This window comes from Pseudomonas californiensis, from assembly GCF_021147775.1.
Classification (GTDB): domain Bacteria; phylum Pseudomonadota; class Gammaproteobacteria; order Pseudomonadales; family Pseudomonadaceae; genus Aquipseudomonas; species Aquipseudomonas californiensis.
The window spans coordinates 183,716-198,447 of sequence record NZ_JAGTPK010000012.1; the positions used below are offsets into that span (position 1 = coordinate 183,716).

11 protein-coding genes are annotated in these 14,732 nt (G+C 58.3%); 3 read left to right on the top strand and 8 right to left on the bottom strand.

Translation table 11 applies throughout. The annotated features are described in order from the left end of the window. Window positions 1-8 precede the first annotated feature (8 nt). A complete protein-coding gene (locus tag KDX37_RS14460; protein WP_004884022.1) occupies window positions 9-206 on the top strand; it encodes a YbdD/YjiX family protein in 198 nt (65 codons plus the stop codon). Between the two features lie 95 nt (window positions 207-301). After that, window positions 302-1,279, top strand: a complete 978-nt coding sequence (gene yjiA / locus KDX37_RS14465; RefSeq protein ID WP_231653356.1) for a GTPase — start codon at window positions 302-304, stop codon at window positions 1,277-1,279. 174 nt (window positions 1,280-1,453) lie between these two features. Here yjiA and KDX37_RS14470 read toward each other — a convergent pair whose 3' ends face one another. The 4 genes from KDX37_RS14470 to KDX37_RS14485 form a co-directional block, all read right to left on the bottom strand. After that, window positions 1,454-1,927: a PAAR domain-containing protein gene (locus KDX37_RS14470; protein ID WP_231653357.1), complete on the bottom strand. Its 474-nt coding sequence runs from the start codon at window positions 1,925-1,927 to the stop codon at window positions 1,454-1,456. 164 nt (window positions 1,928-2,091) lie between these two features. Then, complete coding sequence (locus KDX37_RS14475; RefSeq protein WP_231653358.1) at window positions 2,092-3,282, bottom strand: MFS transporter; 1,191 nt, start codon at window positions 3,280-3,282, stop codon at window positions 2,092-2,094. A gap of 328 nt (window positions 3,283-3,610) precedes the next feature. After that, entirely contained in the window at window positions 3,611-4,864 is a 1,254-nt protein-coding gene (glyA, locus tag KDX37_RS14480) for a serine hydroxymethyltransferase (protein ID WP_231653359.1), read from the bottom strand. Window positions 4,865-5,005: 141 nt separating this feature from the next. After that, complete coding sequence (locus KDX37_RS14485) at window positions 5,006-8,737, bottom strand: sensor domain-containing protein (RefSeq protein ID WP_319941700.1); 3,732 nt, start codon at window positions 8,735-8,737, stop codon at window positions 5,006-5,008. A gap of 502 nt (window positions 8,738-9,239) precedes the next feature. Between KDX37_RS14485 and ettA the strand changes: the two genes are divergently transcribed. After that, on the top strand, window positions 9,240-10,904 hold the full coding sequence (gene ettA, locus KDX37_RS14490; RefSeq protein ID WP_231653361.1) for an energy-dependent translational throttle protein EttA: 1,665 nt from the start codon (window positions 9,240-9,242) through the stop codon (window positions 10,902-10,904). Between the two features lie 70 nt (window positions 10,905-10,974). On the opposite strand, the gene KDX37_RS14495 is transcribed toward ettA, so the two are convergent. From KDX37_RS14495 to KDX37_RS14510, 4 genes are all read right to left on the bottom strand, one after another. Further along, window positions 10,975-11,475: a GreA/GreB family elongation factor gene (locus tag KDX37_RS14495; RefSeq protein WP_231653362.1), complete on the bottom strand. Its 501-nt coding sequence runs from the start codon at window positions 11,473-11,475 to the stop codon at window positions 10,975-10,977. 76 nt (window positions 11,476-11,551) lie between these two features. After that, entirely contained in the window at window positions 11,552-11,905 is a 354-nt protein-coding gene (locus KDX37_RS14500) for a hypothetical protein (protein ID WP_231653363.1), read from the bottom strand. 158 nt (window positions 11,906-12,063) lie between these two features. Then, on the bottom strand, window positions 12,064-13,917 hold the full coding sequence (locus KDX37_RS14505; protein ID WP_231653364.1) for an Lnb N-terminal periplasmic domain-containing protein: 1,854 nt from the start codon (window positions 13,915-13,917) through the stop codon (window positions 12,064-12,066). 62 nt (window positions 13,918-13,979) lie between these two features. Then, the gene (locus KDX37_RS14510) at window positions 13,980-14,468 is read right to left on the bottom strand and encodes a DUF3015 domain-containing protein (protein ID WP_231653365.1); all 489 of its coding nucleotides are present in this window, start codon (window positions 14,466-14,468) and stop codon (window positions 13,980-13,982) included. Window positions 14,469-14,732 lie beyond the last annotated feature (264 nt).

The following is a 14,732-nucleotide window of genomic DNA, read 5'->3' on the forward strand; positions in this document are numbered from 1 at the left end:
ATTTGCCCATGTTCAATGACCTGAGTCGCCTCGGGAAATACCTGGGTCAGGCCGCGCGCCTGATGGTGGGCATGCCTGACTACGACACGTACGTCGAGCACATGCAGACGACTCATCCGGACAAGCCGATGATGACCTACGAGCAGTTCTTTCGAGAGCGGCAAGAGGCGCGTTACGGCGGAAAGGGCGGGCCGAAGTGCTGCTGATCCTCTGATCTGCGTTATTGTCTGATCCGACGCGCCACAGGCCTTCACCTGTGGCGCGTTTTCATTTCAGCTGCACGCACCATGTCTGGAGCCTTATGACCGAGTTGCAACCTATCCCCGTCACCGTCCTTACCGGCTTTCTGGGCGCTGGCAAGACCACGCTGCTGCGCCATCTGCTCAAGGCCGAGCACGGCCTGAAAATCGCCGTGATTGAAAACGAATTCAGCGACGCTGGCATCGACAGCCAGTTGCTGGGCACCGATCCTGTGCAGATCATGACCCTGTCCAACGGCTGCGTGTGCTGCACCATTCACACCGACCTGACCAAAGCGCTTTACCTGTTGCTAGAACGGCTGGACAGTGGCGAAATCGCTTTCGACCGACTGGTGATCGAATGCACCGGCCTTGCCGACCCGGCACCGGTCGCCCAGACCTTCTTCATCGACGAAGAGCTGCGTGAGCGTTACATCCTCGACGGCATCATCACCCTGGTCGATGCGGCCCATGCCGACACGCATCTGGCGCAGACCATCGCTCAGGCACAGATTGGCTTTGCCGATCGCTTGCTGGTCAGCAAGCGTGATCTGGTCGATGACGCAGCATTCGACGCCCTGAGCGCGCGCCTGACCCGCATCAACCGCCGTGCGCCGATCCGTATCGTCGACCATGGCCATATCGACCTGGTCGAACTGCTCGACGTGCGTGGCTTCAACCTCAACGCCGATCTGGGCGGTGGCATGACCCTGCGGCCACTGGCGCCGGTGGGTAACTCCGGGGACCGAATCACCAGCCTGGTCCTGCGCAGCGACACGCCGCTGAACATCGACAGGCTCAGCGCGTTCATGAACGAACTGCTGGAAGATCACGGCAAGCAATTGCTGCGCTACAAAGGCGTACTCGACATTGAAGGCGAGCCGCGTCGGCTGGTATTTCAGGGCGTGCTCAAGCTCTACGGCTTCGACTGGGACACCGAATGGGCCGAAGGCGAAAAGCGCGAGAGCGTGATCGTGTTCATCGCGGACGAACTGCCGGAAGAGAAAATCCGTGCAGGCTTCGCTGCACTGGTGGGGTGAGCGGGATGCTGGCGGCGTCATCAATGCGCCGGCAGTCAAGATCGAACCTTCCAGGTGCAGCGCGGGGCAGTTCGTCGCACGTATTCAGCAGGGCCTGCCACGATTTGCACCCTTCCAGCTCCTCCCCGGTTTCGAGCACGATGTGACGTTTGGCATTCGGGTTCCGGCTGCTTTTCAGTGATCAGGCAAGGCTGGGTGCTGGGGCAGGGCGGAGAATGGTGCGCCTTCGCTGGTTTGCATGAGTGCGCCAGCCGATTGAGCAAAGCGCTCCAGCTGCGGATTGCTCAGCAAACCCTCCATGGCGCCTTCATCGACTACGCCGTCTTCGCGCAAGGCGCCCATTTTTTTGAAATCGACCACCAGGCTCGACGTAGCAAAACTGACGTCACCGCCAAAACAGTCCTGACTGCCGGTCACGATCGTACCGCCGTGCGAGGTCAGGCTGCCGAGGTGCGCCATGGGGCGGCCGTTGACCAGTATGGTCGGGAAGCCTGAAACGATGACTGCGCCGCAGGCTGCCATGTCGCCAATACGCGCTACAGGCAGGCCGTTGACCATGACGGTCGGCGAGGCAGACGAGACGGGGGTGACGCCGTGGCCCGGTATCGGGCAGGCATGGGGGTCGGTAAGTCGTGCGACAGGGATCATGGTCGGGCTCATGGCAACTTGAGCCGTGCATCCTTGCGCGTCTGGCTACGGCTTTATGTAGGCCATCTCTACAGAGTTTGCGGGAAAGTGCTGATCTTTCTTCCCTTGAACTATTCAAGGGCACGTTCGCTTCGCGTGAATTTATTCGGGGTACTATTTCCCGACTATGCCTGGTTTTGCTTTGAACGCTGGCTGAGGCCGCTGCTATGCCCCGGGAGATAGATGCTTACGGCCAGTATCGCGAGTGTTATACACATCAGTGTGAAGGGGCCCGGCTGGCCTGGGGGCAAAAGGCTGGCGATACCCCCGCAGCATGCCGCTATCACTTGGTGGATAAACCCTGTCAGCGCCATGGCGTATGGACCGTCCACACTAGCGTTCTTGTTGGCAAGGGACTGGCATAAAGGATAAGCAGCGCCTTGGCCCACCAACAACAGGCAGTAAGGTAGCCAGAGCGCTGCGGCGGCAGTTGGATAAAGGAGCTGCCCTGCGCCCATCAGCAATGCACCTCCCATCATGCACATCAGCCCTAGCAAAAAGCTGTTTTCCTGGGTGCGTCTGGTTATCAACCAACTGACGGATAAAGCGCCCAGAAGGTAGGCACCGCTGATAGGCCATCCAAGCCCGCCATGTTCCAGAACAGTCCATTTGAAATGCTGCTGAAAAATGGCGGGCGTACTGGCGCCGAACAGAATGATCACCCCGTAACCCAAACCTCCGGCAAGCACTGGGCGCAGAAACCGGCTGTCCTGAATCAATGTTTTGTAGGCACTGCGGCCTTGTGTGAGCGCCGAGGGTTTGCGAGACGTAACAGGGCCATACAGTTTTATCGGGATCATGACTAGGACGCTCAACACCGCACTTGTCACGAAGATTGCCTGCCAGCCCAACGCTACGTACAAAAGAGCACCTGCAAATTGCGCCACGCCCAACGAAAGCACGAAACATATCGACAGCCAGCTCAGTGCTTTCGGCAGTTGCTCAATGCTGAAGCTGTCACGCAGCAGCACGCGCGCCATGATCGATATGCCCCCTGCCGCCACGCCTTGAATGACACGGCACGTCAGGAACATTGATGTATCGATGGACAGCGCGACTCCCGAGCTGCCTACAGCAAACAGCCCCAGCGCTCCGATCAATGTCGTTCGACTTCCCAGCACTGCTGCAACCTTGCCCCACAACAGCATCGACAAACCCATCCCGACCAGAAAAGCCGACAGCGTCAGTGCCGAGAAGCTCGCAGCAGCCTGAAAATGCTCCGCTATTGAGGGCAGCGATGGTAGATAGAGCGTTATGCCGGACTGGGCGATGAGCGCAGCCAGGCATGAGAGAGCGATGCGGCGGTCAATTTTCATGATTTTTCATAGCAAACCGTTCAGTAGGCTGACTCTGTTTTGTCGAGGCATGGTTTGAGGTGGCATAGGCCAATAACCCCGCATGCGAGTTCAGGGTTGTCAGGACCTATAGCGCAGGGAAGATGACACTCTAAACCGTTGACCGCAGAACTTGAGTACGAGAGTTCCTGTTAGGGTGCAGGGAAAGTCTTCAGTAAGCATCAAGGCCCTGCTCGAAGGCGGCACCTTGCACGCAGACCTGGGTTTATATGGCAGCAGTGCTGAATTTCAGACGAAAAAAAACCGGCTTGTGCAAGCCGGTTTTTTCGCTGTTGCGGCTAAAACGCTATTAAGCGCCGTAAACCGGCAGCTTGGCGCAGATGGCCTTGACCTTCTCGCGAACGGCGTCGATGACCGCTTCGTTGTTCAGGTCAGCCAGGATGTCGCAGATCCAGCCAGCCAGTTCCTTGCACTCAGCTTCCTTGAAGCCGCGAGTGGTCACTGCCGGTGTGCCGAAGCGCAGGCCGGAGGTGACGAACGGGGAGCGTGGGTCATTGGGTACAGAGTTTTTGTTCACGGTGATGAACGCGCGGCCCAGGGCGGCGTCGGCGTCTTTACCGGAAATGTCCTGCTTGATCAGCGACAGCAGGAACAGGTGGTTTTCAGTACCGCCGGAAACCACATCAAAGCCGCGCTCGATGAACACGCCAGCCATGGCCTTGGCGTTCTTGACCACTTGTTGCTGGTAAGTCTTGAACTCAGGCTGCAGTGCTTCCTTGAAGCACACGGCCTTGGCCGCGATGACGTGTTCCAGCGGGCCGCCCTGGGCGCCCGGGAAGACGGCGGAGTTCAGCTTTTTCTCGATCTCGGCGTTGGCGCGAGCCAGGATCAGGCCGCCACGTGGGCCGCGCAGGGTCTTGTGCGTGGTGGTGGTCACGACGTCAGCGAACGGGACCGGGTTAGGGTAAACGCCTGCAGCGACCAGACCGGCTACGTGAGCCATGTCGACGAACAGGTAGGCACCCACCTTGTCAGCGATTTCGCGGAAACGCGGGAAGTCCAGAATCTGCGAGTAGGCAGAGAAACCAGCCACGATCATTTTTGGCTTGTGCTCGACCGCCAGGCGCTCGACTTCGTCGTAGTCGATCATGCCGTTGGCGTCGATGCCATACTGAACAGCGTTATACAGTTTGCCGGACGAGCTGACGCTGGCGCCGTGGGTCAAGTGACCGCCGTGAGCCAGGCTCATGCCCAGAATGGTGTCGCCGCCTTGCAGCAGAGCCAGGTAAACAGCCGAGTTGGCCTGGGAACCGGCGTGCGGTTGTACGTTGGCGTAATCGGCACCGAACAGTTCCTTGGCGCGGTCAATGGCCAGTTGCTCGACCACGTCTACGTATTCGCAGCCGCCGTAGTAGCGCTTGCCTGGGTAGCCTTCGGCGTACTTGTTGGTCAGGACCGAGCCCTGAGCTTCCATGACGGCCGGACTGGTGTAGTTTTCCGAGGCGATCAGCTCGATGTGTTCTTCCTGACGCAGAGCTTCTTGCTCCATGGCGGCAAACAGATCGGCGTCGTACTTCGCGAGAGTCAAATCACGGCTGAACATGGCAGTCCTCAAGGGGGCATGGCGGAAAAGGGGGGCATTCTAACCCATCAGGTTTTATCTGGCATATGAAAGGGAGTCATGAGCCGGATGAATGGGTTGCAGCTTGGCGCCTTGAATGCCAACGGCGCCGGGTTGAGGCTGTCAGTCGAGCATGAACAGCGCGTCGTTGCTGAATTGCGCTTCGAATTGGCCAGCGGGCATCGGGCGGCCAAACAGATAGCCCTGAACTTCATCGCAGCCGTGTTCACGCAGAAACTCGAGTTGCTCGTGGGTTTCTACGCCTTCGGCGATCACTGACAGGTTCAGGCTGTGGGCCATGGCGATGATTGCCCGGGCAATTTGCGCATCCTGTTCGCCCGAGGGCAGGCCGTCGACGAATGTGCGGTCGATCTTCAGGACATCAATCGGGAACTGCTTGAGGTAATTCAACGACGAGTAGCCCGTACCAAAGTCATCCACCGCGATGCTCAGGCCGAGATTTTTGAGACTATCGAGGATCTGCATGGCTTCATTGACCTCACGCATCAGAATGCTCTCGGTCAGCTCAAGCTCCAGGCAGGCAGGCGACAGGCCGGTCTGTTGCAGGATCAGGGCGATTCGATTGCCAAGCTGACCGTCCGAAAACTGCCGTGCCGAGATGTTGACCGACACTTTGGGGACGCGCACTTTGGCCTGATGCCAGTGTTTGAGCTGACGGCAGGCTTCGGCCAGTACCCAATCGCCCACTTCAACCACCAGGCCCAGCTCTTCAAGCACGGGGATGAAGTCATTCGGCGGTACCAGGCCACGACGGGGATGGCGCCAGCGCAGGAGCGCTTCGGCACCGGTCAGACGCTTGCCGTCGCCACTGAACTGCGGCTGGTAGTAGAGCGTGAATTCTTCTTGCTCCAGTGCATGGCGCAAATCGCTCTCCAGTTCCAGGCGTTCCAGGGCGCTGGCGTTCATGTCGGCCTGATAGAACTGGAAGTTGTTCTTGCCGCGCTCTTTGGCGTGGTACATCGCAGTGTCGGCGTTTTTCATCAACTGACTCAGCTCGTTGCCGTCCTGCGGACTCAGGGCGATACCGATACTGGCGGTCACGAAAAATTCGCGGCCTTCGAGCACGAAAGGGGTGATCAGGCTGGTCAGGATCTGTTCCGCCACATGAATCGCACGGTTCAACGCCAGCTCACGGGTCGCACGAGGCTGGAGCAGCAGCGTGAACTCATCGCCGCCCATTCGCGCCACGGTGTCATCGTCAGTGACGCATGCCAGCAGGCGAGTCGCCATTTCCTTGAGCATCCGGTCACCAGCAGCATGGCCCAGTGAGTCGTTGATCGGCTTGAAACGGTCCAGGTCGAGGAACATCAGTACGACCCAGCTTTGCTGGCGCTCGGCCTGTTGCAACGCCGAGTGCAGGCGATCCTGAAACAGGGTGCGGTTGGGCAGGTGGGTCAAGGCGTCGTAATAAGCCAACCTGTGAATGCGCTGTTCGCTGGCTTTGCGTTCGCTGATATCGCTGAAAAAGCACACATAGCTCGCCAGATCGCCTTCGTCGTCGACCACTGCCGTAATACCGACCCATGCCGGGTAATGCTCGCCACTGCGTCGCTTCAGCCGTATCTCGCCTTCCCATGTACCACTCTGATTGAGTTGCTTGAGGATGTAACGCAGGTGCGATTCCTGCTCTGCTTCGACCGTGAGCATGCCCGGCAACTGGTCGAGCACCTGTGACACTTCGTAGCCACTGACGCGCGTGAACGCCTCGTTGGCCTGCACGATGTAGCCCGCAGGGTCAGTGATCAGGATGGCAGAGGTGGAGTGTTCGAAAACCGTGGCAGCCATGCGCAGGTCTTTTTCCGCACGGCGCTGCTGGCTGATGTCGCGACCGACGCCAAGCACACCTTCGAAGCTGCCACGTTCGTCCCATACCAGTACCACCCGCAACTCGACCGGGATCTTGCGACCGTCGGCGCGCAGGCAATCGAACAGGAACAGTCGTGTGGTCGCTTCATTGCGCAATCTGGCCAGCTCATCGGGCTTGTCGAGGGCTTTTTTTATACTGCCCATCAACGCATCGAAGCCTGTCAGTTGCTGCGGGTTGGCAACGGTCGATCCCCAGCCGTTGGCGAGGATCCAGTCGGCGCTGTAGCCCAGTACGCTTTGCACCGAAGGGCTGACGTAGTTGGAATTCAGCTTGCTGTCGGTGGAGAAAATGACGTCACTGATGCTTTCGGCAAGCATGCGATAGCGTTGCTCGCTGTCACGCAGTGACTGACTGGCGGCGACCTGTTCGGTGATGTCCTTGGCGACGCCAATAATGCGTGTGACCAGATCCTGATGATCCCGGGCCAGCGCCTGCTCGCGAATGTCGAAACAGCGCCAGTTGTTCTCGCGGTCACGGAAGCGCAAGACGCACTGCAGCAACTCTTTGTGCCCGTGATGACGCTGACGCAGGCGCATGTCCTGATAGATCTTGGCGTCGTCCGGGTGCAGCAGGATTTCCCAGAAAAACTCGCCCATCGCATGCAGCTCGTATTTGCTGTAGCCCAGCGTGTACCCCAGATGATGGTTGCTGTAGATCATGCGCTGGCTCAGCACGTCCTGCACATACAGGTGGTCAGGCACGGTGCGTACCACATCGGACCAAAAGCTTTCCCGGTCCTGCAGCGACAGCTCGATCTGCTTGCGGCTGGTGATGTCGCCAATGCTGAGAATCACGGCATCAAAGTCGCTGCGGCTTTCGGGCAGCCGCAGCACCAGCCATAGATGCTGGTCCTGGCCGCCGTCCTGGGTCAGACGGATCTCCAGCTCGAGTTGCGGCTGCTTGTTCAGCACGGCCCGAATGATATCTGCGCCGATACCGGGACGCGTGCGCCATTCGCCTTCGATCAGTTTCTGCCAGACCTGCTCGCCGCATTCGATATTCAGCAGGCTGAGGGCAACCTGGTTGACCTCGGTGACGCGCAGCTGCTGCAGCAGTATCTTGAGGTTTCCCGGCTGGCCCTTGATCAGCAGGTCCAGGTCTTCAGGGCTACGAATCTGAAGGGTTTCCAGCCGCTCGGGCAGGCTGGACATGTCAATCACGCAAATCGCTACGCCTGCACCTTCGAAAATCTCCCGATAACGTCGACGGCTTTCCAGCAATTGACGCTGGCGACCACGCAAGCTCAGGATGGCGACCAGTGGCAGTATCGACAGCAGCAGGCCCAGCAGGCATTTTCCCAACAGTGGAGCCAGCAGGTCCTGACGTGCCTTGCGTGCATCGAACAGGCCGCGTAGTTGCCAATCACTATTGTTCAGCGGTTGCAACAGAAGCGTGTCGGTCTGGTTGGCCTCCGGTTCGCCGGATGGCAATGCGGCGCGCAGGATCACGCGTTGCGTGACGCGTTTTTCCAGACGCCACAGGTGCTGAAAATCATGTTCCGGTTGCTGGATAAAATCCCTGAGTGCGTCGGGCTGAAGTCGCACGACCCAATAATCGCCTGATATGCCGCCGGTCTGGCGCATCAGCAGGTAGATCAGTGTTCCGTCTTCATTGGCGATATAGAAGTAAGGACGCCCCGCAACTTGTTTCAGTGCGGTTTTCAGGAACGCGGTGTCCTCGGTGACATCCCCGCTGTCCGCCACAATGTCGCCTGCTGCGTTCATGACAGCCACGCTGCGCAATGCCGGGAGTGCCTGGCGCAGGCTTGTCAGTGTTGTGGGTTGTTTCAGCTGGTTGCCGAACGAAGGCGTTTCATCCAGCAGGTTCATGGCGATCTGGGCATTCAACGACATGTTGAGGCTCAGTCGGTCGGCCAGTTGAGAGCTGTAGTCGAGGCTGCGCTGGCGTTGGCGCTCCTGAGTCTGATGAAACTGCTCGAAAAGTTGCCAGAGCATAAGCGCAAGCATCAGCAACACCAGGACGGCCAATGCCCCTTTCAATGACCCACGCAGAGGCCTTGCAGTACTGCCGTGGGCGATACTTGATGGCGAAGAAGACGGTGTAGTGGGCAAATCGATGTTCCTGACTACTGGGCTGAAGCAGCGATGCATTATGCAATATAGGCCGGTCGCCCAAAGGGCGGCTAGCATGCCTTGACTTGTGGCAGAGTGCCAGTCCTGTTGGGGCAGATCGTTTGCCCTACAGGCCGCATTCGGGTAGCTTTGCGCAACGCGCAGTTACAGGATGAACACTGTATTGACGCATCGCTTCAGCGACTTCACTGCATGCAAACATTGATCCAGCTTTAATGTTTGCCATGATGCCCCGTTGCGTTCTCTGTCTGTGTTGATTCAAGGCACGGAACGGTCAGGCGGCAAGTCCCACAGACAAATAAAAGCTTTTTCCCGGCCGGAGCTTTAAGCTCGTGTTCTCAATTGGCCTTCATCACAGACGCTAGGTTTTCATTCCATGGCTCAATACGTCTTTACCATGCATCGGCTGAGCAAAGTTGTGCCGCCGAAGCGGGAAATTCTCAAGAACATCTCTCTTTCGTTCTTCCCCGGCGCCAAGATCGGCGTTCTGGGTCTCAACGGCTCGGGTAAGTCCACGCTGTTGAAGATCATGGCCGGTGTCGACACAGAGTTCGATGGCGAAGCGCGTCCGATGCCTGAATTGAACGTGGGTTATCTGCCGCAAGAGCCACAACTTGACCCCGACAAGACAGTGCGTGAAGTGGTCGAGGAAGCAGTCAGCGTGATCAAGGACGCCCAGGCGCGTCTGGATCAGGTCTATGCCGAGTACGCTGAGCCTGATGCCGATTTCGACAAGCTGGCCGCCGAACAGGCCAAGCTCGAAGCCATCCTGCAAGCCAGTGACGGTCACAACCTGGAGCGCCAGCTCGAAGTCGCTGCCGACGCATTGCGTCTGCCGGCCTGGGACGCGAAAGTGGCTGTGCTGTCCGGTGGCGAAAAACGCCGTGTTGCATTGTGCCGCCTGCTGCTGTCTGCGCCAGACATGTTGCTGCTCGACGAACCAACCAACCACCTGGATGCCGATTCGGTGGCCTGGCTCGAGCACTTCCTGCACGATTTCCCGGGCACTGTGGTTGCGATCACGCACGACCGTTACTTCCTGGATAACGTAGCGGGCTGGATTCTGGAACTCGACCGCGGTGCGGGCATTCCTTATGAAGGCAACTATTCGGGTTGGCTTGAGGCCAAGTCCGATCGTCTGGCCCAGGAATCCAAGCAGCAGTCGGCCCATGAAAAAGCCATGAAAGACGAGCTGGAATGGGTCCGCAAGGGTGCCAAGGCGCGTCAGTCCAAGTCCAAGGCTCGTCTGCAACGCTTTGAAGAAATGCAGTCGCAGGAATTCCAGAAACGCAGCGAGACCAACGAGATCTACATCCCGGCTGGCCCGCGTCTGGGCGACAAGGTCATCGAGTTCAAGAACGTTTCCAAGGGCTATGGCGATCGCGTGTTGATCGAAAACCTGTCGTTCTCCATGCCCAAGGGCGCTATCGTCGGTGTTATCGGCGGTAACGGTGCTGGTAAATCGACACTGTTCCGCATGCTGATGGGCAAGGAGCAACCGGATTCCGGCAGTATCGAAGTCGGCGAAACCGTGCAACTGGCCTGCGTTGACCAGAGCCGTGACGACCTCGACGGCAGCAAGTCAGTGTTCCAGGCGGTGTCCGATGGCTCCGATGTGATCCGTATCGGCAACTATGAAATCCCGTCGCGTACCTACGTCGGTCGTTTCAACTTCAAAGGCGGCGACCAGCAGAAGTTCGTCAAGGACCTGTCTGGTGGTGAGCGCGGTCGTCTGCACCTGGCGTTGACCTTGAAAGAGGGCGGCAACGTGCTGCTGCTCGACGAACCGTCCAACGACCTTGACGTTGAAACCCTGCGTTCGCTGGAGGAAGCCCTGCTGGACTTCCCGGGCGCCGCGATTGTGATCTCTCACGATCGGTGGTTCCTTGACCGTGTGGCCACACACATCCTGGCGTACGAAGACGATTCGCAGGCGGTGTTCTTCGAAGGCAACTACACCGAATACGAAGCAGATCGCAAAAAGCGTCTGGGCGATGCTGCTGCACAGCCGCACCGCGTTCGTCACAAAAAGCTGGCCTGATAAGGCTCATTGACAGGTACCGCTCCTGATCGGGAGCGGCGCCGTTTATGGCTTTGCTGGGGGCGCCTGGTCAGCCAGCATCTGATTCAATCAATATCACCTCAATCGTCTGGTCCCCTGCCGGACGCTTCCAGACCACCTCGTCTCCCACTTCCTTTTTCAACAGCGCACTGCCCAATGGCGATGCCCAATTGATAAGGCCATTGGCTGCATCAGCCTGGTCCTCCCCGACCAACTGTACTTTTTGCCGCTTGTCGTTCTCGTCAGCGAATGTCACCCAGCTGCCAATCTGCACCTTTTCAGTGGAGATTGCCGGAGTAACCACCTGTGCACTTTGTACGCGCTGATTGAAATAGCGCAGGTCGCGTTCCAGATCGGCCAGTCGCTGTTTGTCAGCGTTTTCGCCCAGTGCACTTTGCGCGCTGTGCTGCGCCTGCAATTCACTCACGTGTTCTTGCAGCAGGACCAGGCCGTGGGCCGTGACGTAATTGGTTTGCGCACTGATGAACCTTTCTACAGGCTGGTTGGCGTCTGACGCTGCGTTGTCTTCATTTACGAATGCGCGACTCATGAAATGTCCTCCCTAATTGGGTTTGGGCCACTTGAGCAAGCGATTGGTTTCGTCGGATGTTTGCGCAGGCTGTGAATCAGCGCGGACGATAGGCTTTGGCTGCGCTACGGGTTTTCTCCTGCTCCCAGGCGCGGTCCCGGTCGTTCCATACCTGGCCAGGGTCGAGCCGGTCACGACTGTCTTCCGAGGCCTGACACTGGCGAAAACCATCGGTCCAGCCCTCGGCGTAGAGCCGGTCCTTCAAGTAGCGCGGTACGTTCTTCCTGAACTGCCCTGTGATGGCTCCGGCTGCCTGCCTGCCGCTGCCACATCCGTCCTGAAACCCATCGGCAAACCCCGGTGGATATCCTTCTGCCAGCATTTGATCGCGGGTGGACTGACAACCCGCCAGCACGATGGCCAGCGACAACAACACCCAATGCAGCTTCATGGTGATTTCCTCGACATATGAGGAGAGTCTAGAAGCGAATATGTGAGTTATGTGTAAAAACGACGTAGGGAATGTGTCGCATGCGTCATAAGAGGGCGGCGGTCCTCATGTAGCGCCTGATCGTTTACCGATCAGCTTCGAGGAGCGCCGTCCTGATGTCAGTAGTGATACCACTTCACCTCGAGCATCACCTCATTCTGCGGTGAACTCAGTTGGCTGAATTCACGTTGTGCGCTAAGGCGCAGGCCGAGGTTGCGGGAAAGCTCCCATTGCTGATTGAGGCTGACGCTGCGGCGTACTTCGCCGTTGATGAAGTAGTCACCCTTGGCTTCCAGGCTGAGGTTGCCCAGCGGGTTGCGCCACAGCACGCCGGTGTTGAAGCCGGCGGCCGGGGAAACGAATTCCGAGAAGTCGTTGTTATGCTCGATCCGCACGGTACCCAAGGCGAAACCCAGTACGCCGTCACCCAACTGCCAAGTGCCGCCCGCGCCGCCGTTGACATGGCTGACCAGATTCTCATCGCCATGCTTGCCCAGCACTCGTTCAAGGCCACCGGTGACCTGCCATGACCACGGCTTGAGGAGTTCGGTACGCGGTGTCAGCGAGCGGATCGTTGCCAGGTCCAGTTGCTGCACCTGCCACTCGTTGCCCTCGTATTGACGCACCTTGAGCTGCAGAATCTCGATCTGCGCGCCAAGCGGGAAGCCATAAGCGTTGTCGTTCAGATCGTGATACGCCATACGCAGGCCATATTCCGCGAAAGCCTTGTCACCCCGTGTACCCGCGCCCAGTTGCCAGGTCCGGGATTCGTGCCCGTCCTCCGGCAGCCCCGGTCGCTGAATATCCAGCTGCGGCGGCGGGTTCTGGTTGATGGCCTGCAGCAGCTCGAAGCTGCGTTGCGAGCGCTGAGTATCGCGTTCAAGGCCGTTCGCGCGGTAGCGCTCCAGGCGATACGCAGCGTCCTGGATCAGTGCGCGGCGTTCCTTGGGTTGGGCCAGGTACTGGCTGTCCTGCAGTTGTTTCTGGTCAGCGCTGACTTTCAGAACCCACTGTTGCTCGTCGGCGTCCAGTGGTTCAGCGCGGCTCAGCAGTTCGCGCTCACGGGAAGGTCGGTAATCAATGCTGTCGACCAGGCCTGCCGCCTTGATGGCTTTTACGGTGTCGGTCGGGATTGCGGTCAGACCGAACTGCTCGGTCAGGTGCAGGCCCGGACGCGCAACCTGCAACAGCTCCAGCAGACGGTACGAGCAGTTTTCGTCGAAGAAGAAGTAACTGAAGCGGATCTGTTTCAACTCCCAGACATGCTCAACCATGCGCCTGGTTTCTTCCGGCGTCAGGTTCAATCGGTATTCCCACAAGTCGCGATTTTCGAGGCTGCGGTACTCCGAAAGCTTTTCCTGATAGGGCACCAGCGCGAACAATCCGGGGTAACCGCCCATCAGGCCTTTCCAGGCATAAAGAATGCTGTTGTCCATGCCCTCGATGTAGGCACCGAAGTTGATGGCGTAGCTCAGCAGCGTGGTGTTGTTGGTCCTGGCGCTTGCCGGGTCGATGCGCAGCAGCGTGTGGCCAAACATCGATGAAGGGCTGTTGAGGTAGGCGGCCGGGAATATCAGCACTGTGCTGTCAGGCGCCACGTCCTTGAACCAGGCCTTGAATTCAGTGCAGTCCAGTGTCGGCAAGTCAGTGAGCTTCAACTGGTCGCGCAACCAGCGCGTACGTGCCGGGTATACACATTGAGCGTGGGTCTGCTCGTTGGTCACAGGAGCATAGATAGCCTTGAGTGTTGCGCTCAGCTCCGCCTTGGGGTCATGTGCACCGTTGGCAGCGAGAAAGAATTTGGGGTCGTCGACATAGCTGCGCCAGCCGCCAAGCTTGCCGGCTTCATAATGGCCCAGCGAAATCCAGAACGGCTCGTTGGCCAATTGCTGCAAACGGTCTGCAGTCACATGAGGAGCAGCAGACAAGGGGGCACAGACAAACAGCGCCAGCGATACAAGACGTTTGAGCATAGAGGGCAACTAGTCAGGGAAGAGAGACCCGCCCTTCAGAACAGAAGGGCGGGCGAACGACTTTAAGCCTGGGTAGCGTACTTGGCCAGAGTCGGATCGTTTTTCATGACGTTGACTGTGTTGGCCTGAACGTCTTCGGCGGTGGCGTCGGCCTTGCTGAAGATTTTCGAGAAGTTTTCGTGAGTGACGTCAGCGAAGTGCGCACGGTCTTCCGGTGCAACACCCAGCACGACTGCATAGGTAGTCAGTGCTTCACCCTGACCCATGGCCATGTCTTTGGAGAGCTCATCCATCATGCCGTTCATGGCAAGCCAGGATTTGCCACCGTAGGTCAGTGCGCTGTTGGTAGAGCAACCGTTGGTGCCGGAAGTCATGCCGAAGGTGGCGTTACCCGACGTGCCGTTGGTGGTGGAAGCCAGGAAGTGAGCGGGAGTACCGCGCTGGCCTTCGAACAACATGTTGCCCCAACCGCAGTCAGGGCCGCCTGGAGCTTGAGCCATAGCGTTGATGGATACAGCGGCGAAGAGCGTTCCCAGAAGAATCCGTTTCATAGCTTTTTTCTCTATTATGTTCAGCCAAGGGTCGAGTTTCTTGAGTATTCACATCAAGGCAGACCGGCGTTTTAACACCTCCTGCGCAGTTTGGAGTTTAGGTCGGTTCCAAGGGTTCCGTGACCGATTGCAGATTATTGTTCAGGCGCGCTTTTTTTCGTGCCTTTGTCCCGTCCTGAATAAGGTTTACACCTTCTGACCTTTCCTCAGGAGGATTCAATGGACTCAGGCAAAAGGCGTAGCCAGCGCGATTACACGCTAGCT

Excerpts from the sequence above, each read along its gene's own strand:
- KDX37_RS14475 (WP_231653358.1), bottom strand. The coding sequence starts at position 3,282 with ATGAAAATTGACCGCCGCATCGCTCTCTCATGCCTGGCTGCGCTCATC.
- KDX37_RS14470 (WP_231653357.1), bottom strand. The coding sequence starts at position 1,927 with ATGATCCCTGTCGCACGACTTACCGACCCCCATGCCTGCCCGATACCG.
- KDX37_RS14500 (WP_231653363.1), bottom strand. The coding sequence starts at position 11,905 with ATGAAGCTGCATTGGGTGTTGTTGTCGCTGGCCATCGTGCTGGCGGGT.
- glyA (WP_231653359.1), bottom strand. The coding sequence starts at position 4,864 with ATGTTCAGCCGTGATTTGACTCTCGCGAAGTACGACGCCGATCTGTTT.
- KDX37_RS14460 (WP_004884022.1), top strand. The coding sequence starts at position 9 with ATGTTCAATGACCTGAGTCGCCTCGGGAAATACCTGGGTCAGGCCGCG.
- yjiA (WP_231653356.1), top strand. The coding sequence starts at position 302 with ATGACCGAGTTGCAACCTATCCCCGTCACCGTCCTTACCGGCTTTCTG.
- KDX37_RS14485 (WP_319941700.1), bottom strand. The coding sequence starts at position 8,737 with ATGCTTGCGCTTATGCTCTGGCAACTTTTCGAGCAGTTTCATCAGACT.
- KDX37_RS14495 (WP_231653362.1), bottom strand. The coding sequence starts at position 11,475 with ATGAGTCGCGCATTCGTAAATGAAGACAACGCAGCGTCAGACGCCAAC.
- ettA (WP_231653361.1), top strand. The coding sequence starts at position 9,240 with ATGGCTCAATACGTCTTTACCATGCATCGGCTGAGCAAAGTTGTGCCG.
- KDX37_RS14510 (WP_231653365.1), bottom strand. The coding sequence starts at position 14,468 with ATGAAACGGATTCTTCTGGGAACGCTCTTCGCCGCTGTATCCATCAAC.
- KDX37_RS14505 (WP_231653364.1), bottom strand. The coding sequence starts at position 13,917 with ATGCTCAAACGTCTTGTATCGCTGGCGCTGTTTGTCTGTGCCCCCTTG.